Here is a 22076-nt window from a genome sequence, read left to right on the forward strand (position 1 = left end):
GACTTCCTTATTTGCGTTAAATTAAAGTGGGCTTGGGAAATACCAATGGCCTGGGCTCATTTTGATATAACCTTCCGCCCCGTACTGAAATGAGCGCCCCTTGAGCCAGTCATCTTTTAATTCGATCGCAAACTGCACATAGCGTCCTCCCCATGTGCGGTAATAGCTATCGACAAATTGACGGGCTCTGAGTATTTCTACATCATCGAGCGCCCCCTGAATAACAAACGTTACGCCCCCCTTATGATTCCTGCGGGAATAAGGTAACGCCTGCTGTTTTAGCCCCGCTTCCGCCTGGCCTGCTGCGGTAACATCGTCCATCAACGTGATGTTAACCGAATCCGCGTAAGGCATTAGCGCTCTCAGCTTTTGACTTAACACCTCGAGCTCTTTCTTGCTCATCGTGTTTCGCTGGCGGCTTAGCCAGAAAACGGGTTTACGCGGCTCATCGAAATGAATCCGATAATAAGCCAGCTGCGGATAATAGGTATCCAGCCAGATAGAGATACGCTTATTTTCTTCGTTTTCGTTAATCACTCGCGCATTTTTATCATAATCGCCCCTCGCTAAAACCTGACGAGCCCACAGCGTATCTCTTTCATTTTGCGCAGCGACATAGAGCATTTTGTCCCGGCCTGGCAACACCTGAAAACGCTCCTTCTCCTGCCCCAATAACGAATCGAGCTCTGCGGCCTGCCGCTGCGGCGAGTTAAGTATCCATAACGTCCCCACAGTCCCAATTCCCAATATAAAAAACCCGGCCAGTGCGGCTACAATTCCGTTTTTAAAACGCGGCTCGTTCTTTTTTGCAGACGTTTCTAACTTCTCAGGCTGCTCGGGCACCCACGGCTCGCTTTCCGGGCGAATCAGGATAAGCAATTCACCGACCTGTATTGGCGTATTTAATTGCACCGAACGAGATTCAGAATTTCCTTCTTTCAGCTCATGGAGTATAATTTCGGTCGTATCCGTATCCACCTGGATTTCAAAATTTACTCCGCCATGGTCCAGCGGGATAAAAAAGCTATCGGCAGGTATATCAGGGAGTTGGCCTGAAGCAGTGAGCGCATCACTCTGACCTACCACAAAGAGTGTTCGGCCTGTCAGCAATGGAAACTCACAGCCGTTCAGTGAGCTGTTAAGTAATCGAACTATGTATGGCCCAGGGCTTGTTATCGTCTTCTCTTTTGATGTTTCCATATATACTGTTAGCGATGTCTGTCGTTCTCGATAGCAGCAGATTACCGCACAGGACACAGGGATTCCTGATGAAAATAGAATGAAAAGTGAGAAATAAAATCAATTTATTCTGTATAATGCGTCTCAACACATATTAAAAGAACCATCATCCCCATTGGGGCTTAAACTACTGTAGATAAATTACCCAAATTTGGGTTCTTTTGGTGTAACAATCAGACCATTGCCAACACACGCTAATAAAGAGCATTTACAACTCAGATTTTTTCAGTAGGATACCAGTAAGGAACATTAAAATAACATCAACAAAGGGATAATATGGAAAATGTAACCTTTGTAAGTAATAGTCATCAGCGTCCTGCCGCAGATAACTTACAGAAATTAAAATCACTTTTGACAAATACCCGGCAGCAAATTAAAAGTCAGACTCAGCAGGTTACCATCAAAAATCTTTATGTAAGCAGTTTCACTTTAGTTTGCTTTCGGAGCGGTAAACTGACGATTAGCAATAATCACGATACGATTTACTGTGACGAACCTGGGATGTTGGTGCTCAAAAAAGAGCAGGTAGTTAACGTGACGCTTGAAGAGGTCAATGGCCACATGGATTTCGATATACTCGAGATACCGACGCAACGACTTGGCGCTCTCTATGCACTTATCCCAAACGAGCAGCAAACCAAAATGGCGGTACCCACAGAGAAAGCGCAGAAAATCTTCTATACGCCTGACTTTCCTGCCAGAAGAGAGGTATTTGAACATCTGAAAACGGCGTTCTCCTGTACGAAGGATACAAGCAAAGGTTGCAGTAACTGTAACAACAAAAGTTGTATTGAAAATGAAGAGTTAATTCCTTATTTTCTGCTGTTCCTGCTTACTGCTTTTCTCCGACTCCCGGAGAGTTATGAGATCATCCTTAGCTCGGCTCAGATAACGTTAAAGGAGCGCGTTTACAACATTATATCTTCGTCACCCAGTAGACAGTGGAAGCTTACGGATGTTGCCGATCATATATTTATGAGTACGTCAACGCTCAAACGGAAACTTGCAGAAGAAGGTACCAACTTTAGCGACATCTACTTATCGGCAAGAATGAATCAGGCAGCAAAACTTTTACGCATAGGCAACCATAATGTTAATTCTGTAGCATTAAAATGTGGTTATGATAGCACGTCCTACTTCATTCAATGTTTCAAAAAATATTTTAAAACTACGCCATCGACATTCATAAAAATGGCGAACCATTAACATTTTTTGTATCTGTCACTTAAGTAAAGATTTTTATTAAAATTGTAATAATTTAAAATTCAGACTGCGCATTAACACGCTCTATCAGGATGGGAGGCTATTCAATATCATTGTTCTGTCCGGAAGACAGCTTATACTGATATCTCTGGTAATTTAAAGTAAGGCTGATTATATAACACGATTTTTGTGAACTTGTCATCGCTATGATGACTGGTAAAACGATATTGCCTTATTCACAGCGTAAGAATTCGTCCAGATGACACTATCTCCTTCCGGCTTTAACCCTGTGGATTAAGGCCGGCATTTTATTCATATTTATACATCATCCGTTCCCTCTGAGAACTATTTGCCTGAACGGTTTATACCGAAACAGTCACGCTTGTTAGCTTTCTGCCAGGCATACCTCCTCTCTTCCTCCTGATATCGATATAATGCCTGGGGCCAGCCTGAGGATGATACTGCTCATAAACCCCCTGCCTTTTTGACGCTATAACTGAAGGGAGTAAAGAAAAGACGATATCATTATTTTGCAAAAAAATATAAAAATAAGCGCACCATTAAAAACAGTCTTTCATTTATATTTTGGAACCTAAGACAAATTACACTCTTAAACTTTCAACGAATGGTCATTTAGTGGAAATCTTCGAGAAAAATGGTTCTGATGGTGTAATTATCAGACCATTAACCATGAAGATATAATAAGCAGCATTTACACCCCAAAAAAATGCAGTAAGATAGCTACAAAACTAATCTCTATTGCAATGAGGCCAAGTTAAATATGTAAATATTTAGATGCCAGGCGCTGACTCTCTCTGCACCAGGATATACGGCAGCGTCCATTCGATAATCACGGTTAGTTATAACAATATTATTACCAACATGTCAGTTATTTAAAGCACAGGCATAAGCTAAATAATCAAATGTTAAAAACATATAAACCCGAGCCCGTAGAATATGACATTAAGCTCATAATAAAAGCTCAACCTGACCGTTAGTACTAACAGCAGAATTACTGAAACAGTAGATTCTATCCTAACGACTTGTATTAGTTATTATAACTTTTCACCCTGTAAGAGAATACACTATTATCATGCCACATTTTAATCCTGTTCCTGTATCGAATAAAAAATTCGTCTTTGATGATTTCATACTCAACATGGACGGCTCCCTGCTACGCTCAGAAAAGAAAGTCAATATTCCGCCAAAAGAATATGCCGTTCTGGTCATCCTGCTCGAAGCCGCCGGCGAGATTGTGAGTAAAAACACCTTACTGGACCAGGTATGGGGCGACGCGGAAGTTAACGAAGAATCTCTTACCCGCTGTATTTATGCCTTACGACGTATTCTGTCGGAAGATAAAGAGCATCGTTACATTGAAACACTGTACGGACAGGGCTATCGGTTTAATCGTCCGGTCGTAGTGGTGTCTCCGCCAGCGCCGCAACCTACGACTCATACATTGGCGATACTTCCTTTTCAGATGCAGGATCAGGTTCAATCCGAGAGTCTGCATTACTCTATCGTGAAGGGATTATCGCAGTATGCGCCCTTTGGCCTGAGCGTGCTGCCGGTGACCATTACGAAGAACTGCCGCAGTGTTAAGGATATTCTTGAGCTCATGGATCAATTACGCCCCGATTATTATATCTCCGGGCAGATGATACCCGATGGTAATGATAATATTGTACAGATTGAGATAGTTCGGGTTAAAGGTTATCACCTGCTGCACCAGGAAAGCATTAAGTTGATAGAACACCAACCCGCTTCTCTCTTGCAAAACAAAATTGCGAATCTTTTGCTCAGATGTATTCCCGGACTTCGCTGGGACACAAAGCAGATTAGCGAGCTAAATTCGATTGACAGTACTATGGTTTACTTACGCGGTAAGCATGAGTTAAATCAATACACCCCCTATAGCTTACAGCAAGCGCTTAAATTGCTGACTCAATGCGTTAACATGTCGCCAAACAGCATTGCGCCTTACTGTGCGCTGGCAGAATGCTACCTCAGCATGGCGCAAATGGGGATTTTTGATAAACAAAACGCTATGATCAAAGCTAAAGAACATGCGATTAAGGCGACAGAGCTGGACCACAATAATCCACAAGCTTTAGGATTACTGGGGCTAATTAATACGATTCACTCAGAATACATCGTCGGGAGTTTGCTATTCAAACAAGCTAACTTACTTTCGCCCATTTCTGCAGATATTAAATATTATTATGGCTGGAATCTTTTCATGGCTGGTCAGTTGGAGGAGGCCTTACAAACGATTAACGAGTGTTTAAAATTGGACCCAACGCGCGCAGCCGCAGGGATCACTAAGCTGTGGATTACCTATTATCATACCGGTATTGATGATGCTATACGTTTAGGCGATGAATTACGCTCACAACACCTGCAGGATAATCCAATATTATTAAGTATGCAGGTTATGTTTCTTTCGCTTAAAGGTAAACATGAACTGGCACGAAAATTAACTAAAGAAATATCCACGCAGGAAATAACAGGACTTATTGCTGTTAATCTTCTTTACGCTGAATATTGTCAGAATAGTGAGCGTGCCTTACCGACGATAAGAGAATTTCTGGAAAGTGAACAGCGTATAGATAATAATCCGGGATTATTACCGTTAGTGCTGGTTGCCCACGGCGAAGCTATTGCCGAGAAAATGTGGAATAAATTTAAAAACGAAGACAATATTTGGTTCAAAAGATGGAAACAGGATCCCCGCTTGATTAAATTACGGTAAAATCTGAGAGAGGAGATATGCATTATTTTTTTATCATCGTAATCTGGTTGCTTAGCATAAATACGGCATGGGCTGATTGCTGGCTTCAGGCTGAAAAAATGTTCAATATTGAATCCGAACTACTTTACGCTATCGCCCAGCAGGAATCGGCGATGAAACCTGGCGCCATTGGTCATAACCGAGATGGTTCAACCGATCTTGGCCTGATGCAAATTAACAGCTTCCATATGAAAAGGCTGAAAAAAATGGGGATTAGTGAAAAACAGTTGTTACAGGACCCCTGCATTTCTGTCATTGTGGGCGCTTCCATTTTATCAGATATGATGAAAATCTACGGTTATAGCTGGGAGGCCGTTGGCGCTTATAATGCCGGGACGTCGCCGAAACGATCGGATATAAGGAAACGTTATGCTAAAAAAATTTGGGAGAATTACAGAAAATTAAAAGGAATGTCAGCAGAAGAGAAAAACAAAAGACTTTCTATCGCGTCAAACAAATAATTATACAGAAATAGCTTACTTTCAGATAGTTCTAAAAGTAAGCTATGTTTTTATCAGCGTGCCGTCGTCATAAGCAACTGGGCTTGCATTGCTTTTAGTTGTACAAACTGTGAGGCGTCTTCCAGCATTCTATTGTTCCGTGAATTCCGGAAATCTGCACGTACCTGCTCCAGATTACTATGAGGATTATCCTTAAGTACAAGGGCCGCCGCCATCGTTCCGGTTCTCCCCACTCCGCCCAGACAATGAATCATCGGTAAATGCTTATCTGATGAACTACGCCCCGGCGCGCCATTTTGGTTACTATTTTTCACCCTATCCGCCAGGTATTCTAACTGATCCGTAGACGGTAACGGCTGGTGATCTGGCCAATTTTTCACATGCAATACCGGGATTGTATACCGCTTTTCCCCGCAGGACAGTTGCATATTGTATTGGTCTATCGCTTCTCCCTGACTGGCTGAGCTCACTTTTTGGCTGTTGGTATGCACCTCGCCAAAGGTGTAGCTCCCTCTGAAATAGGGTGGTAATTGTTTTGCCTGCATCTGATCTTCCGACGTTAACACCACTAGGCATGAGCATTCTTTTTCAAGAAGCATTTTCATATGCGCTGCCAGCGCATCCGGCGTATTTTTTGGGTACGAACCGGCTAATGCCACAGGCTTACCGTCAAAAGTTAACGTATTCACTGGCACAGGCATTCCATCGCTCAGTTTCACCTGGGTTTGCTGATTAATTGGAATGCTGCTGACCGCAAACCGTGCCAGGCCCAGTGTCGGTCCGCTCATCGTCTGTGGCATTGGCGCGCCGGCTTCTATTTTCTCAAGTTCAGCTGTAACATTTTTCAGTTCTTTAGCAATAACGTGAATTTTTTTTACAGCCTGGGTTAATTCATGAGTAGAGGCTTTATCAACCCACCTCTCAACCTCTCCTCCACAGGTTCCCCATTGTGAGAACCGGGCTACACCGACCTGAATATTTGTTAACGTTGTAACATAATCATTAAGTTGTTTAGCCTCTGGAATTTTATTTAAATTCTGTAAATTCGTCATTAATGAACGCAGCGGGCCGTTACCTGAAGCCATCTCCTGGAAGTTTTCTCGCAGGCTATTTCCATCCATTTGTTCCAGTTGCGGTAATGTTCTTTTAAGTCCCTTTAGCGCGATATCGAGTAAAGGTTGCTTACTTTCTGCTCCAACATCGTTATTTTTTTCTGCCACTTTTGTATCGCCGCCTTTTATGACTAAAGCGGCATTCCTGACACCAACATTATCCTTGCTCTTAATAAGGTTTATAAACCCTTCGTCAGCAGCTTTTACACACTCCGTGATCTGCACTGCTAAACGTTGGGTAAGGGGTTTGTTCATATTTATACGGGACATTAACAGTGCGTCATTAACCGCTGTTTCCCCATATTTTTCCGTTAGTGCATGGAGAAATGTCTGTAAAATCTTTTGGTCCTGTACTCTGATATTTTCCGTATGTTTTTGCACCACTTCAGTGTTTTTAAATAACGGCATTTTTCCAAGCCAGGTTAATACTTTTGACGAAAATTTTTCAGGCGCAACATATGCCTTATCAGTATTTTCCTTAGCAATATAAAGTCGGGCATCATTCGACACACCAACTTTTGAAAACGAAGACAACGTTAAATTATTCAATTTTCTCTCCTCATACTTTAGCATATTCCTGCAGTATGTTTTTGAGCGCTTCCTGCTGATTCACAAATGACTCAAGCTGCGATATAATATGGTAAGTATTTGTCAGATCGGTAATTGCATGTATAAGCAACAACGTCTCTGCGGCATCAATATACGCTAACGTACCTTCATTATTCGCAGCCAGTTCACCATTAATCACCATAATCTGCCGCCAGATAGAATCGCCACAAACAGGCGATAACGGTATAATCATACCGTTCAATAACCAGATATCATCTTTAGCTTCAATAGACGTAAAAATATCGCTATCGAGTAATAATAAGCACTGATTGTTGTCGTCAAAAGTGAGCGGTAAACCCAATTTCTCACCAATATTAGCGATAATATCCTGGTGTGCTTGCAATTTACTTTCCTCTTGAATTATATCTTTTATAAGATTGCTTCTTCAAATTTAATCTGGTTACACAATGTCTTGATACTTTTTCGCGCCCATCGCCGGGCGCAATATTTCTCTCCTTTAATCCAGTAGAATAGCCATTCACTACGCATCGGAACACATATCAGCAGCTCCTTCGGATCATTTTCAACATGACGTAACTTGCCTTTAATAACAAAACGCGAACTGTCAGCAATATCATCATATATTGCAGCCATACCTGAACCGGGTACTACATGTGTGATGATTTTCATAACAATTAATCTTATTCAATTGTTGTCAAGCGAGAGAAAAATACTACACCCTGGACTCAAGACTTTTTTTAACAACACGGCATATATCCGCAAAGGTCGTCATATCAGGAAGATCGTTTTCATTGCAACTAATGTCAAACTCCTCACTAAGACCAAATACAATATCAATTAAATCCAATGAGTCAGCGTAAAGATCCTCAACCAGATGGGTCTGACCATTGATACTATCAACATCAACGGCAATACAGGAGGTGATCACTTTTTTGACTCTTGCTTCAATATCCATATTCATCGCATCTTTCCCGGTTAATTAACGCTGCATGTGCAAGCCATCAACGGTAGTAATAACCCGATCCACGCCAGGTTTATTCAGGTATGACTCGTAAGCCGGGCCAGCTCGCCAGCTACCGTCTCCGATAAGGCCGTCCAGCACATTACTTAACACATAGTCAGTTTCCCCTTTTAGCCTGGTCAGCCCCGCCTCTCTGGCAAACTGCAGTGCAATCTCAGCCAGTTTTTCTTTTTGTGGATGATGAGTAATGACCTCTTTGAGAGTCTCCATTTTCGCTTTCAATTCTGGGTGCTTGTCAATATCGCTACATTGCGCTTTCAACGCTGCACTCTTTATCGTGTCATTGGGTAATATTTCCGCACGCAAGCCGTCAAACGCTCTGCGTACAGGGAACGGTGTGGAGGTATCTGGCTCCAGGGCTTTACGTATCACACCCAAAAACGTCTCACGGGCGTCGAAATGCATTGAATGCATATTCGTAACGCTCGGTACTGTTGAGAGGAAACTATTTTGCTTAAACTTCAAACCAGAAAATGGGCCAGTCTTATCTGTCTGACTATTATCATTATCGGTCGTACCGGCTTTATTACCTGTAATTACCGTCGTGTCTGATTGTAAGGTATCGGTTTTAACATTCTCGACGCCAGCCAGTTGACTGGCAAGCGGCTTCACATTCACAATCTCTGCCGTCTGGCTTTGCTGTTTATTATCATCAACGCCGTGCACCGTGGCCTGTACCGGCTTGCCGATAATGCTCTTGCTGGTTACGCCATCGACTTCATCAAAAGAGGTTGTTTCACCCGTAGTGCCCTTTTCTGACGTGACCACCTTTCCATCTTTACTTTCGGATGAAGCGTTGGTCACAGCCTCTGCCGTCGCATGAGCCGTGACGTCAATTTTACCCGCGATGCCATGGTCAATTGCCCCTGTGCTGGCGCTGTGTGCCGTCTCCGTTTGATGCGTAGTCGAATCCACACGCGAATGACTATGACTTACGTTGCTGCTGTTAGTCGAATGGTGTGACTCGCCATTGCGTTGGCTGTTATCAATAAATGTTCGGCTATTATCAATCGTCTTCCGGCTATTATCATGGTTGCTATTATCGATATGGCGCTGGCTATTATCGACATGGCTTCGGCTATTGTTAATATGCTTACTGTTATCCACGCTATGGTTACTGCTATCAATATTAATATTGATATTAATACCCGTAGGTTCTGCTTTTTTCCCACCATCAGGTACTGGTCCAGCCGCAGGCTCCGGAATTTTAGGGTCAGGCAGTTTATCTGCAGGAATTTGTGCAAAAACATTACGTAGCAGCAGGGGTATCAACGTTTGCATTTCAAGGTGCCGGGCTTCCCGTCCTACGCTGGTACCCTGCTCTTGCGTTAATTTTTGGTGGCACATATCAAGCGCCTCAACCGCCTTCGCCGCCGCTTTGTCAACAAGGTGCGTAAGATTGCTGCGGGTTAACGGATCTAACGTACAGCCAAAGTTATGTTCAATGCAGCTGGCAATATAGGGCATCACCTCCTGCATAACAAGATTCGTCGATAATTTACTTAATTCACCACCAGTGTTATTTTTGATAATATCTAACAGCTGCTTTTCCAGGTTTTCCAGCTTCGCTTCCGCTTTCTTTGTTTCTGGCAGCCATGGCCCAAAAGCTGACTTTTCTTTCAGGCCATCTTTTATGATTTGCGCGGTATACTCTGCCCCCACCTTCATCAGTAGCGTCTTCGCCTCAGGAGAATCACTGGTGGCGTTGAGCGCTGAACGAAAGAGCCCGGCAAACTCCATTATCGCTTTCTTACCGGCGACATTATTTGAATTGGTAAAAACTTCTTTTAACGCCTCAGCGTCTTTCCCGCATTTAAACAATGCATCCAGACTCGCCTGTTTGATCAGCGCGGGAAAATCTTCCAGTTGCGGGCCTTTAATTTCCCCTGACAGCGTCGTTGTGGCACTTTCTCTGACTGCGGAAAGATTCGCCGCAAGATTCGTGGCCTGCGTTTTGATCTCGGTCTGCATACCTGGCATTATGACGGGGGGCTGAGTCCTTACACTTGTAACCATTATTAATATCCTCTTCTGTTATCCTTGCAGGAAGCTTTTGGCGGTTTCCAGGCTGCTACTTATCGTACTGCTCAGCACTTTTACCAGGTTGTCGTACAATGAATTGGCATTGCTATATTTTTGCGTCAGCGTCTGTAATGTGGTTTTCATATTTTCTTCCTGCGCTTTAAAACCCGACTGCCAGGCTTGATATTTGGCGTTATCCATTTCGAGTTTTGAGTCTTTTCCCGGCGCGCCTAAACCATCAATATCCTGAACCATTTTTTGTAATGGCGTCAGATCAACGGTGACGACATAACCGGATCCATAAGATTTCAGGCAGCTATTCGGTAAATTCAATTCACTGAGCCACTGTCTCGCTTCCGCTTCAGTGGCTACTTTAACGCCGCTGCCTGACTGCGCTGGAAATAAAACGGTATTACTGTTTATTTGATTATATTTATTGACTAAACTGTTTAAATCATTTTTGAGTGAGGTAACATCTAGCTTAACGGTATTACCGTCCTTACCTGGTAATAACCAGCCTCCCATTTTGGAAAGAATATCACTGAAGGCCTGATAAAAATCGGTATAGACTGCGACAACGTTTTCATAAACGCCCAGATAGCTGTCACCTATCGCCGATATATTTTGGGAAACCATATCCCAAATCTCAGCATCAGAAATGGTTGTTCTCGGCTGCGCCATAGGCGAAGCGCTAAATAAGGCCGACGTCGGCGCAGAAAACGCGCTCCGCAGGTTCTCATTTTGTTCTGCGGATAATGACACGCCAGACTTCGCCAGCGCATTCAGGCTGCTGGTCAACTGCTGGCGCGCCAGCGTGCGCTCGTCATTATTCTCTTCAGAGATCGGTGGCGTTGACTGCAGCGTCTGCTGTGCCTGCTGGATTTTAGTAGCCGCCTGCGATAATGAAATGATATCTGTACCGCGATGTTCTGTGGTAGACGGTACCACGGCAGTCTCGACGTGCTCGCTCGCCGAGGGAGTCTGCGGCCGTTCGGCAACGATCCCCGGATGAGGAGAAGTGGAATAATTTTGAATATTAAGCATAATATCCCCAGTTCGCCATCAGGAGCGCGATTAAATCACACCCATGATGGCGTATAGATGACCTTTCAGATTAAGCGCGAATATTGCCTGCGATAGCAGCAAGTGCGGATGCTTTCGACTGGTTAATGCTCTCCATTGTTTTCAGCATTTCCTGAATCAGGCTGGTCGATTTACGTGAACTTTCACGGGCTTCGTCCGATGCGGTGCTGGCAACACGGTTATTCACCTGGCTAATTTGCTGCTCGGAACGTTCCTGAGTAGCGGCGTACTGCCCGGACGCCCCTGCAATACCACCGACCGTGACCGAGTTCTTCATAATCAGATCGCCCGTCATCTGCATCTTGCGCGCATCAATTCGGGTCATATCCATGGTATTCTGCTCAAGACGAATATCGGATTCGACAGACTCAAGACGTTTCGACAGAATAGCCTGATGTTCAGGGGAGATTTGTTTATTACTGTCTTTAATACCCAGACTTTCCGTGGCGCTGGTTCCGGCATTAGATTTAAGCGTCGCATCATTAAGATTTTTTGTCGCATCGGTACCGGTTTTCTTCATATTTAACGATTTCAGAGAATCGACGCCTTCAGCACCGAGTTTGACGCTATTCTGCCCGTTCAGCACGTTTTTAATACTGTGGCTTTCAGTGGTCAGTTTATCGATCTTCGCGGCATTATGTTTAAGCGCGCCTCTTTCATTCTGCAGCCCCTTATATTCCAGTTTGGCGCCCACGCCAGTGATCCCCAACTGAAGCGCGCTCTGGGAAATACTACCGGACAACGCATTCATCCCTTCGCGCATCATGGAGCTTGCTGTCGTTTTAGCTGCATCAAAGCTGACTAATGACAACTTACCAGACAGTTTGCTATCAGCCTGGTTCAACGTCAGCATTAACGTATTCGCGGCAGCCAACAGCGCAACGGCACTGGAAGACATTCCGCTAATATCAAAAAACTTTCCGACTTCTGCCTGCTGCTCGCGTAACTGGGTTTGCACAACCTCATTCGCTTTAGTCGTGACATTATTTGCCAGAGCATTCAAATCCTGATTCATGTCGGTATTTTGAATACTGGCTTTTAAAAAGGACGTGATCGTTCCGGGGGTTTGCGTTAATACCCCTGGCGCAGGCGCGCTCAGTGTAGGACTCAACCCCAGGTCACTGACTTTACTGCTGCTAATACCAATACTATTCAGAATATCTTTAGCGCTAACGGATTGCGAAGCTGTCTGTGAACTATTCTCAACAGAATGATTATTTAAATAAGCGGCGGGATTTATTCCCACATTACTAATTAACATATTTTTCTCCCTTTATTTTGGCAGTTTTTATGCGCGACTCTGGCGCAGAATAAAACGCGAAGCATCCGCATTTTGCTGTACCGCAGAAGACATGGCTTTTTGCAGTTCCGCCGTTACCTTCTGGTTTTCACCAAATATTTCTACGGATTGTTTAAGCCACTGCTGAATCTGATCCATGGCAAAACGGGCGAGCATAAAATCAGCAAGCGCCTCGCTGGCATTTTTAATAAATACGCCCTCGGCAACACCACCGGCTGACTGGGCTGCGGTATTCGTGACTTCCATGCCCAACGCCACTTTATTTAGGGTATTACCTACCAGCTCTTTACTTAAGGCATTCGTTTGCAGGCCCATCTTGCTACCTACATTACCCAGACCGCTAGTAATACGTTGCATCCCCTGGGTAAAGAGTTTGCTGCCGTTTTGCGCCAACTGTTTCAGCACGTTAGGCACCAACTTCTTAATCGTTTCGCCCATCATTTTGCTCAGCGCGTTACCCAGTTTCGCCGCCGCGCCTTTCCCGACAACTGCGACCACCACAATGACCGCCACCATGGCAATAGCGGCGACAATCGCACCAACAATGCTGCCGGCCATCTCTGCCGTTTTCTTATCGACGCCTAATCCTTCCAGCGCTTTGGTAATCGCCTTGCCAATCAGCTCCATTAACGGCTTCAGCACATGCTCCATAATCGGGTTTAGCGCCTGCTGAATAAACGACACCCCCGTCGCCGCCTTCACAATTTCATCGGCCACCATTACCGCAAGTCCCACCGCAGCCAGCGCCAGACTCGCCCCACCGGTAAAAACAGCGGCCACAACGCTGACAATGGTTAGCAGCGCGCCGAGGACTTTCCCGATACATCCCATAATGCGGTTCGTTTCCTCGGCTTTGCGCGTCTCTTCCTGGAATTCAGCCGATTTCTTTTCCATCTCCGCCTGACGCCCTTCCTGCAAGGCGTTGAAAAGCGCAAGATCGTTTTGCAGGCTTTCTTCCGTATTTTTGCCCACAATCTCAATAAACATGGCCATGAGCATAGTGAGGCGGGCGACATTTGACAGATTATCCTGCTCACCCTGGGAAACCTGATTCTGAGAGGCGGCATTAGCCGTTCCCTGGAATTTGGTCAGAATGTTATCCGCTTTCTCGGCTTTCGCTTTGGCGTCTGTGCCTGCTTTAACCGTCGCATCCGTGGCCTTATCTAAGGCCTCTTTCGCCTCTGTCGCTTCTTTTCCGGCCTGTTCTACCGCGGCTTCAGCTTGTGCATAGCCGGGGTCAGCCGGGTCCAGCGATTGCAATTTATTTTGCGCCTGCGTCAGTTTTTTGGTCGCAGCGTCATAAACACTCTTGGCGGTATCCGTCTTTTTGATACTGGCTTCATAGAGATCCGTCGCCTCCTGAGCCTCTCCCAGAGCCGTCTGGAATTCTTTCGATACCTGAATCCCCATCTCTTTTTGTGACTCAATCATCGCCTGCCATACCGCCAGACGAGACTCCAGTTGAGACAGCGAAACATCACCCAGTAGCGTCATTAACTTGCCAAGCAGTAATGTCAATTGCCCTTCGCTGGAGAGTTTTTCCCGGGCGGCGTCCGTAGGCGGCTTCAGACCCACCGTATTAATAGCGCTCTCGCCGGACTTTGTTCCGGCTTTAAGGTCGCCCGCTTTCGTTGCCACCACATCTTTAAAAGCTTTATCCGCCGCTTTTAAAAAGTCCGTGTTCTTACGAACGCCTTCAAAAGCCGCCTCAGCGAGGCGCGGATTTTGGGTATATCCGCTACGGCTAATGCTACTTGCGTCATTTACCATAATTATTCCTTTTCTTGTTCACTGTGCTGCTCTGTCTCCGCCGTTTTTAGCGCCTCCAGATAGACCAACGCTTTTGCCCGCAGAGACTCATCTTCAGTACGTTCATTGACAAGTTCAAAACACTGTCTGGCTTTTGCTGCCTTACGCATTAATAATTGACACTGCCCGGTAAAAAAAACGGGGCGATAATCATTTTTAAGTAACGTAAACGCTACTGCATAAAGGTCACATGCTTTCTGAAATTGTTTTTTCAGTTGGCATACCGCCGCCAGTCCCATGGTGTAATCGGGATTGTAAAAATCATAAATGCATAAGAAACGAAAGAATGTCTCAGCTTCATCCAGTCGTCCCTGGTTATAAAACTCATAAGCATGAGCATATAAACCGTCCATCATATCTTGAGGGATCCCATGAACGTCTTTTAGCGTGGCGCCTTCACTAACGGCATCCCAAATCATTTCCGCAACACGTTCTTCGCTGACATTATTTTGATAATCCATTACTTACTCCTGTTATCTGTCACCGACTTTGTAGAACTTAACGACTGCGTTTATCTGATGCAGTTATTAAACCCCGACGGTGGTTAGTGAACATTCAAAAAACGCCCAATGAATACATCGCTACTGCTTTACGCGGCTCAATGCCGTACCTCGTTTTCTTGTGGCTGAATAACGTCTTTGCCCGCGTTTTCTACCTCTTCCAGCCAAACCAGAAGACGTAAAACTTCATCAATTTCTTCCAGACTCACCAGATCATAACGGCGATGGGTTTTGAAAAGACTGCGCGCCAGTTTGATATCGACGATCACAGGTACGCCAACCTTCTCCGCATAGGCGCGGACGGCCAGTGCGCGCTGATTCGTTTCATACACCGAGATCATCGGAATCGGCATCAATTCGGGTTTAAAATAAATCCCGATCGTAATATGCGTGGGGTTGGCAACAATCAGGCGTGAGTTTTCAATATCAGATTTCACCTGTTCAGACAGAATTTCCATATGAACTTCACGTCTTTTAGATTTAACCTCTGGGTTCCCTTCCTGCTCCTTCATTTCACGCTTCACTTCTTCCTTATCCATTTTCATATCTTTCATGGTCAGGAAATATTCCGCAATAGCATCCAATAATAAGACAATCAATGCGCAAGCAAGGCAAGTTAATACCAATGCGAGGAGAAGTTCACGCCAAATGACGGCAATACCTACAATATTGCCATTTAGCTGAGAAAAGATTTCAACCTTATATTTCTTCCAGCAAATGATGGCGGCCACCACAAAGGATGAGAGATACAGTAGGGTTTTGACCGTATCTTTAACCGTGCGCATACTAAAAAGTTTTTTTGCCCCTTCTACCGGGTTTAACGCCGATAAATTAGGCTTTAATGCTTCTGTCGCCAGCACAAAACCGGCCTGTAATAACGCCGGTAATGCGGAACACACTAAGCAGAGCAGCATAAATGGAATCAGATATTTTAACCCTATCCCAAAAACGGCCAAACTGTAGTCAGCCATGCTCTGATCAAAATTATCCGCAATAATGATCTTAATTATCCCCATAAACTCATTAAATGAGCCATACGACACCAGATAGGCAATTCCTCCCAGCGTCAGGCAGGCGATAATGAGATCTTTACTTTTAAATGACTGGCCTTTTTTAGCGGAGTCTTCCAGCCGTTTTTTAGTCGGTTTTTCTGTTTTATTCGAGGACATGCGTCGCCCCTCGCTCGTAAAACCAACTGCTTAACCCTGTGGCCTGGAAAGAGAGTCGCAGTACATTGTCCGGTAGTACCGGAGAGAAATAAAGCAGCATAATTAAAACGGCAATACCGCTTTTTACCGTCAGTGAAATCGCAAAAGCGTTCATTTGCGGAGCAAAGCGCGACAATAAACCCAGGAATACTTCTGACAGCAACAGCACTAATACCACCGGACTGGCCAGAACCAAGGCGTTTTGAGCCACCTGATTAATAAACGTTAATAGCGGCGGTAATGAAGGCGTGCACTCGTTCATCGGATCGCATAGCTGATAGCTTTTATTTAACACGTCAACCATCGTGACCAGACCGCCGTTTTGTAAATAAACGACAGCAGCAAACATATTCAGGAAATTAGCCATTTCCGAGGTATCAATACCGTTTGCCGGATCGATACTGCTACTTAGCGTTGCCCCTCGCTGGTTATCGATAATACAACCCAGCGCATGCATAACCCAAAAAGGCCATGACAGCAGACAGCCCAGCATGACGCCTACCGCCGCTTCTTGCAGAACTAACGGGATCATCGCCACCGATAAAAACGGCGGCGCCTCGTTCAATGCATGCGGCCATACTCCCAATGCCACCAGGATGATAATGGCGTTTCTCGGCGCGCCGCTTAATACCCCGCTATTCAAAAACGGCAGGAAGAAAAAAATCGGCGCTACGCGAGCAAACCCTAGTGCCGCAGACGCAACCAGGTGATGAATTTCAAAGTACAACGCGTAAAGCATTTTTTACCCCTTAGCCAACGCCAGGAATATCACCTGACGCCCGTAAGAGAGTAAAACTTCGCCATACCAGCCAGACAGTAAAAACAAGCATAAACACACGCCAAGTAATTTAATGCCAAAAGGCAGCGTCTGTTCCTGTAATTGCGTTACCGTCTGGAATAACCCTACCAGGAGGCCGATAATCGTTGCGACAATCGTCGGCCACCCTGACAGGATCAAAACAAGATAGAGCGCCTTATTACCTGCAAACACTAAATCATCCATTTAACTATCCCGTCTCGTAATGATGTCATGTTGCAATGTCCATATACTGTAATATCAATCCCTTAGACAGTAAGGTCCAGCCATCAAGCGCGACAAAAAGCACCAACTTAATAGGTGTAGATATCGTCACCGGACTCATCATCATCATCCCCAGCGCCAGTAGCACGCTGGATACCACCAGGTCGACGACAACAAAGGGCAAATAGAGATAAAAACCAATTTTAAACGCGCTTTTTATTTCGCTCAGCGCATAAGCAGGTAATAACGCAAATATTGATGGTTTTTCAATTTCATCTTTGTCACGCTTTACCGTCTCGGTCTCTTCTCCATACTGACGCTTCAGTTGCGCGTTTTCAAAAAACTGAACTAACTCGCGATCTGAATATTTGATCAGATAATCGCGATAACCATCCAGACCTTCATCAACGTGTTTACTTAATGACGAAATATCATTAAAGGTGACATCTTCGTCCTCAAAATAGACGTAGGCATCATGCATTATTGGCCACATAACAAACATAGAAAGCAGCAATGCGACGCCGTTAAGCGTCATATTTGAAGGTATCTGCTGCAATCCCAGGGCGTTACGCACCATGACAAATACAATAGAAAATTTAACGAAACAGGTTCCTGACGCAATAATAAATGGCAACAGGGTGGAAAATGCCAGTAAGGCAATTAATGAGATATCATTCCCCATTACCAGACTCGCTCAGCCATTCATGGATCTCAACGCCTAAGGTGTCATTCATCTGTACCAGTTCGCCATTACCCAGCAAAACACCATTCGCCATAATTTCAACGTTAAGTTCAGCATTGGTCGGCAGTGATAATAGCTGTTGCTGCCCCATGGCTTCGAGTTCGGCGAGGGTAACGTTCTTACGATACAAAACAAATTCCAGTTTGACGGGCAATTGATTCAAGCCAGGCAGAGTTTCTGCAGTTTCAGTTGTATTATTTTCTTCTTCGATATGTTGAATATCTAACGTTTCCACAATAATTCCCCCTTCAACACGGTTGAAATGACCTAACTTTTTCGCGTAGCAATAAACTTCCGCACGGGAAGTACGAATCAGGAGTACATCTCCGATCCCGATTCGGCCCAGCAACGAACGCTGCGTATCACTGCTACCGATTACAAAGCGCAACGGCCAACGCAGCATTTTCGGCCTGCCGCCCCCGACTGCAGGCAGTTCAGGAAGATATTCAAACCACAGGCCGCCCCGATCGCTCATAATGTGCAACAATTTCCCTTCCGGCAGCGCGCTTCCCGGCACGGGGTTCTCTACGCATAAACGCCGACAGGACAAATGCGGCACGGGCAACTCAAACGGTCGCTCTGTCGCAGCAAGCCAGGGAACGACCAGGTGCTCAGCGCCAGCAGAAACCGCCGCCCCCGCCAGAGCGGGAGAGACATGCTCAAGCCAGTCCCCAGGTTGAATCCACGCCGACCACCGTTTTTCTGCATCGCTCAACCGAACCCACATTCCTTGTCGCGTCGGATATTCCAGCGTAGCTTCCTGGCCATGGCGCTGGCATTCTGTCGCGGTTTGCGCCAATAGCCATTCGCGACGATCAATCTGTCTCACACGCAATGACATCAGGCGTCATCCTCCTCGCCAGATTGCTGTCTGTGCTGTTGCTGCTGCGGATTTTGTTGATCGTCTCGCGTCAGGTGCCAGCGCTGGGGATTACCGTTTTGCCATTGATCATGCAAACGATGTTCAACCTGCGTATTTGACGGTATTAACGAAAACTCCCCTGCTTGCCGCGCCTGAATATTGACGGAATAGTCATTTCCCCAGCGCTGAAAACGGTAAGTCAGCGAGCTATCCTCTCCTTTCACGCCATCGGCAGTCGGAAAAATAGTCATCATCGGCTTTGATTGCGCCGCTAAAGGCATTTTTTCATCGCCGCCGGTTAATTGGCTAAGATCGGCGATAGTGGTTGGTTGCAGCGGAAGCTGAGAAACATCTTTAACCTTTTTATGATCTTTATCGTCAAGCTTACCGGTATTGGCTGCGGCCATTCGGGCAGGTGCGACATCCCGCGCCAGCGGCGCGCCCTCTTTACGAACGCCTTCGCCCGCGATGGCTTTATTATCCCCAGGCAATGCCTTGATATTATCGTCAGAGATTCCCGTGGCGTTATCGGCTACTTCACTAACGGACTCCACGGCTTTTAAATCAGCAGATAATTTTTTACCGCTTACGCTTTCTAACGGCCTATTTTTAGACGATAGCAACGCTGCGGATTTATCTACTTTGGCCTCCGCAGAAATCAAACCGACAGATTTTTCAGCAGTGACTTTCAACAGTTTTTCAGCAATCCTGAGTTCGCCTTTTCCGTTATGATGCAGACCAGAAACGTTGCCATTGTGATGTTCTGATTTCGCTGGCGCGCCATGTCGCCATGCCGCCAGTAATACCGGTAAAGCCGTTTCTTTATGCATTACGAAAGCATCGCCATAGTCGCGATCTTTTTTATCACCGGAATATTCTGTCTTATGTTTTTCCACCGCTTTTTTTAATGCTTCTGATAAACCGCCAACCTCATCCTGCTGCGGCAGTAAAATGTTCCCGGATGAACTGACAGCTGACACATCGCCCATTAAATTATCTCCTCTGACTCGGCCTCTTCCTGCTGTATCTCTCGCTGGATATAGAATCTTTTCTGACGGATTATCCAGCGTTGATAGTTCCCTTCTTTGCGCAACCAATATTTACTTTTTTTCTGAAACTCTTCCCTTTTCTTTTCCAGCTCGCTCCGTTTTTCCTGAATTTGTATAATCTGGAGTTCTAAATCTTTTATCTGCCGGCGAACAATAGACTGCTTACGTAATAACGTATAAATTTCCTCACGACTGAGCTGTCTGTTTTCTGCACGCAGCGTATCTAATAACAATTTCAGACCCGCTATTTGTTCAAGGATCGCCTCCTCCTCGGCCTGCAGCCCGCGGTCCTCATCCTGATAGCGAAGTAATATCGACTCACACTGTGAATGAAATACCGTACAGCGCCGCTGCAATACTTTAATTCTGGTCAGCGAATGCATTCATACCGCTCAACGTGTCATCAAAGGATGAATACTGCGCTACCGGCTGGCATAACCAGGCTTTCAGGCTATCCCGCATCTGCATCGCCCGATCGTTATCGATATTTTCGCCAGGACGATATTCTCCCAAGTCAATGAAAAGCTGGAGCTCTTCCAAACGCGTCATTAATTTACGCACGGCAGATGCCTGTTCAGCATGTGTCGGCGTCGTGACTTGTCCAAAAACGCGGCTTACGCTTTTCAGTACATCGATTGCCGGGTAATGTCCCTGCCCGGCCAGCTTTCTGCTCAGATACAGGTGACCGTCAAGGATAGAGCGAATTTCATCCGCCATCGGGTCCGCCTCTTCCTCGCTTTCCAGCAGTACCGTATAAAAGGCAGTAATGCTTCCCTCGCTGGTCGCCCCTGGGCGTTCCAGCAAGCGGGGCAAATTATCGAATACGGAGGCGGGATAACCTCGACGGGCCGGACGCTCTCCCGACGCCAGTGCCACGTCTCGCAAAGCACGCGCATAACGGGTCATGGAATCGATAAAAAGCACGACCCGTTTTCCCTGGTCGCGAAAATATTCCGCTACGGTTGTCGCCAGTTGCGCCGCATTGCAGCGATCGACCGAGGGGAAATCGGAAGTGGCAAAAACCAGCACGCATTTTTCTTTCTTATGCGAAGCGCGCAACATATCCACGAATTCAGTGACCTCACGGCCTCGTTCACCGATAAGACCGATAACAAAGACATCCGCCTCCGTTTGCTCGATCAGCATATGCATCAGCATGGTCTTACCGCATCCTGCGGAGGCAAAAATGCCCATTCGCTGGCCTACGCCACAGGTCAATAACCCGTCAATCGCGCGCACACCGGTAATCAGCGGTTCACGGACGCCAACGCGTGAAGCGTAAGACGGCGGTGCGACATCAATAACGCGTTCTTCGCTAATCGGCGCCACTTCAGGGGTAAAACGCTCAACGATTTTCCCTGTCGGATCCAACACCGCGCCTAATACCGAGTATCCCACCCACGCCGATAACGCACGTCCAGTGGGATAAAGCACGACATCGCGGCTCAGCCCCTGGGCATTGCCGATAAGGCTCAGCACGGTGCGTTCCCGCTGTAAGCCAACCACCTGCGCACGTGCAACAACCTGTTTTTGGTGCCAGCCACGGCGTATTTCACACAGTTCGCCAATGGCCACATCGCGCAATTCCGCCTCAATAATTGGGCCGGTTATTTTTTGTGGGTAGGCCAGATATTGCAGTAAACGAGGTGTTTTCATCTCATTAGCGACCGACTAAAAACTTCCAGATAGTTGTAAAACCCATTCAAGGCAGTAGAGAACTTTTCACCGTCAGATAAAAAATCCGGATGCACTAAGGCTTTAAGCGTTAGCTCCCCATTCTGCTCCCCCAGTAGTAATTGCCCGCCGCGGGCAAAATGGCATCCTTCCATGATGGTCATTAAGATTTCATAAGCCCGCTGTTGTAATACCACCATGCTGTCAGCACCCAATTGCGCCCAGATCCATACATCATCGTCCTTGACGCTGATACAGATACTTGGCAATGCAAATAAATCCAGAACAATTGTTGAATGGCTATCTATTCCTCCGATGAGTGAAGGATCGCAACCACTTACTTCCAGTGCGGAACGAACTAATTCAGCGATATCCAAATGTTGCATAGATCTTTTCCTTAATTAAG

At 45.8% G+C, this 22076-nt stretch carries 22 protein-coding genes; 3 read left to right on the forward strand and 19 right to left on the reverse strand.

Annotated elements, in window-relative coordinates:
* Positions 1 to 21: 21 nt before the first annotated feature.
* A complete protein-coding gene (gene prgH / locus N7E69_RS03415) occupies positions 22 to 1200 on the reverse strand; it encodes a type III secretion system inner membrane ring protein PrgH (protein WP_000450199.1) in 1179 nt (392 codons plus the stop codon).
* Between the two features lie 315 nt (positions 1201 to 1515).
* Here prgH and hilD point away from each other — a divergent pair, with 315 nt between their 5' ends.
* The 3 genes from hilD to iagB all read left to right on the forward strand — a co-directional run bounded on the left by hilD (position 1516) and on the right by iagB (position 5697).
* Positions 1516 to 2445: a transcriptional regulator HilD gene (gene hilD, locus N7E69_RS03420; protein ID WP_000432698.1), complete on the forward strand. Its 930-nt coding sequence runs from the start codon at positions 1516 to 1518 to the stop codon at positions 2443 to 2445.
* A gap of 1090 nt (positions 2446 to 3535) precedes the next feature.
* Positions 3536 to 5197, forward strand: coding sequence for a transcriptional regulator HilA (hilA, locus tag N7E69_RS03425; RefSeq protein WP_001120085.1), 1662 nt, complete (start codon positions 3536 to 3538; stop codon positions 5195 to 5197).
* A 17-nt stretch (positions 5198 to 5214) separates the two neighbouring features.
* Positions 5215 to 5697 carry an SPI-1 type III secretion system invasion protein IagB gene (gene iagB, locus N7E69_RS03430; protein WP_000558929.1) on the forward strand — a complete coding sequence of 161 codons (483 nt, stop codon included), beginning with the start codon at positions 5215 to 5217 and terminating at the stop codon, positions 5695 to 5697.
* Positions 5698 to 5750: 53 nt separating this feature from the next.
* On the opposite strand, the gene sptP is transcribed toward iagB, so the two are convergent.
* From sptP to spaK, 18 genes are all read right to left on the reverse strand, one after another.
* The gene (sptP, locus tag N7E69_RS03435; RefSeq protein ID WP_000922298.1) at positions 5751 to 7382 is read right to left on the reverse strand and encodes an SPI-1 type III secretion system effector GTPase-activating protein SptP; all 1632 of its coding nucleotides are present in this window, start codon (positions 7380 to 7382) and stop codon (positions 5751 to 5753) included.
* A complete protein-coding gene (sicP, locus tag N7E69_RS03440; RefSeq protein ID WP_001147852.1) occupies positions 7369 to 7761 on the reverse strand; it encodes a chaperone SicP in 393 nt (130 codons plus the stop codon). Before sicP ends, sptP begins: the two co-directional genes overlap by 14 nt.
* Positions 7762 to 7787: 26 nt before the next feature.
* Positions 7788 to 8048, reverse strand: coding sequence for a hypothetical protein (locus N7E69_RS03445; protein ID WP_000692254.1), 261 nt, complete (start codon positions 8046 to 8048; stop codon positions 7788 to 7790).
* A 43-nt stretch (positions 8049 to 8091) separates the two neighbouring features.
* Positions 8092 to 8340, reverse strand: coding sequence for an acyl carrier protein (locus N7E69_RS03450; protein ID WP_001055579.1), 249 nt, complete (start codon positions 8338 to 8340; stop codon positions 8092 to 8094).
* Positions 8341 to 8358: 18 nt separating this feature from the next.
* Positions 8359 to 10416 (reverse strand): SPI-1 type III secretion system effector SipA, encoded by a 2058-nt coding sequence (gene sipA, locus N7E69_RS03455; RefSeq protein WP_000258819.1) that lies wholly within the window; start codon positions 10414 to 10416, stop codon positions 8359 to 8361.
* 18 nt (positions 10417 to 10434) lie between these two features.
* Positions 10435 to 11466, reverse strand: coding sequence for an SPI-1 type III secretion system needle tip complex protein SipD (gene sipD / locus N7E69_RS03460; RefSeq protein WP_108610885.1), 1032 nt, complete (start codon positions 11464 to 11466; stop codon positions 10435 to 10437).
* Positions 11467 to 11536: 70 nt separating this feature from the next.
* Complete coding sequence (gene sipC, locus N7E69_RS03465; protein ID WP_000909019.1) at positions 11537 to 12766, reverse strand: SPI-1 type III secretion system needle tip complex protein SipC; 1230 nt, start codon at positions 12764 to 12766, stop codon at positions 11537 to 11539.
* A gap of 27 nt (positions 12767 to 12793) precedes the next feature.
* The gene (gene sipB / locus N7E69_RS03470; RefSeq protein WP_000245788.1) at positions 12794 to 14575 is read right to left on the reverse strand and encodes an SPI-1 type III secretion system needle tip complex protein SipB; all 1782 of its coding nucleotides are present in this window, start codon (positions 14573 to 14575) and stop codon (positions 12794 to 12796) included.
* A gap of 2 nt (positions 14576 to 14577) precedes the next feature.
* Complete coding sequence (sicA, locus tag N7E69_RS03475; protein WP_000386309.1) at positions 14578 to 15075, reverse strand: SycD/LcrH family type III secretion system chaperone SicA; 498 nt, start codon at positions 15073 to 15075, stop codon at positions 14578 to 14580.
* 137 nt (positions 15076 to 15212) lie between these two features.
* A complete protein-coding gene (gene spaS / locus N7E69_RS03480; protein WP_000097719.1) occupies positions 15213 to 16283 on the reverse strand; it encodes an SPI-1 type III secretion system export apparatus protein SpaS in 1071 nt (356 codons plus the stop codon).
* Positions 16270 to 17061, reverse strand: a complete 792-nt coding sequence (gene spaR, locus N7E69_RS03485; protein WP_000964940.1) for an SPI-1 type III secretion system export apparatus protein SpaR — start codon at positions 17059 to 17061, stop codon at positions 16270 to 16272. Before spaR ends, spaS begins: the two co-directional genes overlap by 14 nt.
* Before the next feature lie 3 nt (positions 17062 to 17064).
* Entirely contained in the window at positions 17065 to 17325 is a 261-nt protein-coding gene (gene spaQ, locus N7E69_RS03490) for an SPI-1 type III secretion system export apparatus protein SpaQ (protein WP_000342503.1), read from the reverse strand.
* A 25-nt stretch (positions 17326 to 17350) separates the two neighbouring features.
* Complete coding sequence (spaP, locus tag N7E69_RS03495) at positions 17351 to 18025, reverse strand: SPI-1 type III secretion system export apparatus protein SpaP (RefSeq protein WP_000526016.1); 675 nt, start codon at positions 18023 to 18025, stop codon at positions 17351 to 17353.
* A complete protein-coding gene (spaO, locus tag N7E69_RS03500; RefSeq protein WP_000058730.1) occupies positions 18015 to 18926 on the reverse strand; it encodes an SPI-1 type III secretion system protein SpaO in 912 nt (303 codons plus the stop codon). Before spaO ends, spaP begins: the two co-directional genes overlap by 11 nt.
* Complete coding sequence (spaN, locus tag N7E69_RS03505) at positions 18926 to 19936, reverse strand: SPI-1 type III secretion system protein SpaN (protein ID WP_000503105.1); 1011 nt, start codon at positions 19934 to 19936, stop codon at positions 18926 to 18928. Before spaN ends, spaO begins: the two co-directional genes overlap by 1 nt.
* Complete coding sequence (spaM, locus tag N7E69_RS03510; RefSeq protein WP_001520714.1) at positions 19936 to 20379, reverse strand: SPI-1 type III secretion system protein SpaM; 444 nt, start codon at positions 20377 to 20379, stop codon at positions 19936 to 19938. Before spaM ends, spaN begins: the two co-directional genes overlap by 1 nt.
* Positions 20357 to 21652, reverse strand: a complete 1296-nt coding sequence (invC, locus tag N7E69_RS03515; protein ID WP_000856766.1) for a SctN family type III secretion system ATPase InvC — start codon at positions 21650 to 21652, stop codon at positions 20357 to 20359. Before invC ends, spaM begins: the two co-directional genes overlap by 23 nt.
* Positions 21649 to 22056, reverse strand: coding sequence for an SPI-1 type III secretion system chaperone SpaK (spaK, locus tag N7E69_RS03520; RefSeq protein ID WP_001164066.1), 408 nt, complete (start codon positions 22054 to 22056; stop codon positions 21649 to 21651). The genes invC and spaK overlap by 4 nt, the downstream gene beginning before the upstream one ends.
* Positions 22057 to 22076: the final 20 nt, after the last annotated feature.

This window comes from Salmonella sp. 3C, from assembly GCF_025426275.1.
Lineage (GTDB): Bacteria > Pseudomonadota > Gammaproteobacteria > Enterobacterales > Enterobacteriaceae > Salmonella > Salmonella enterica.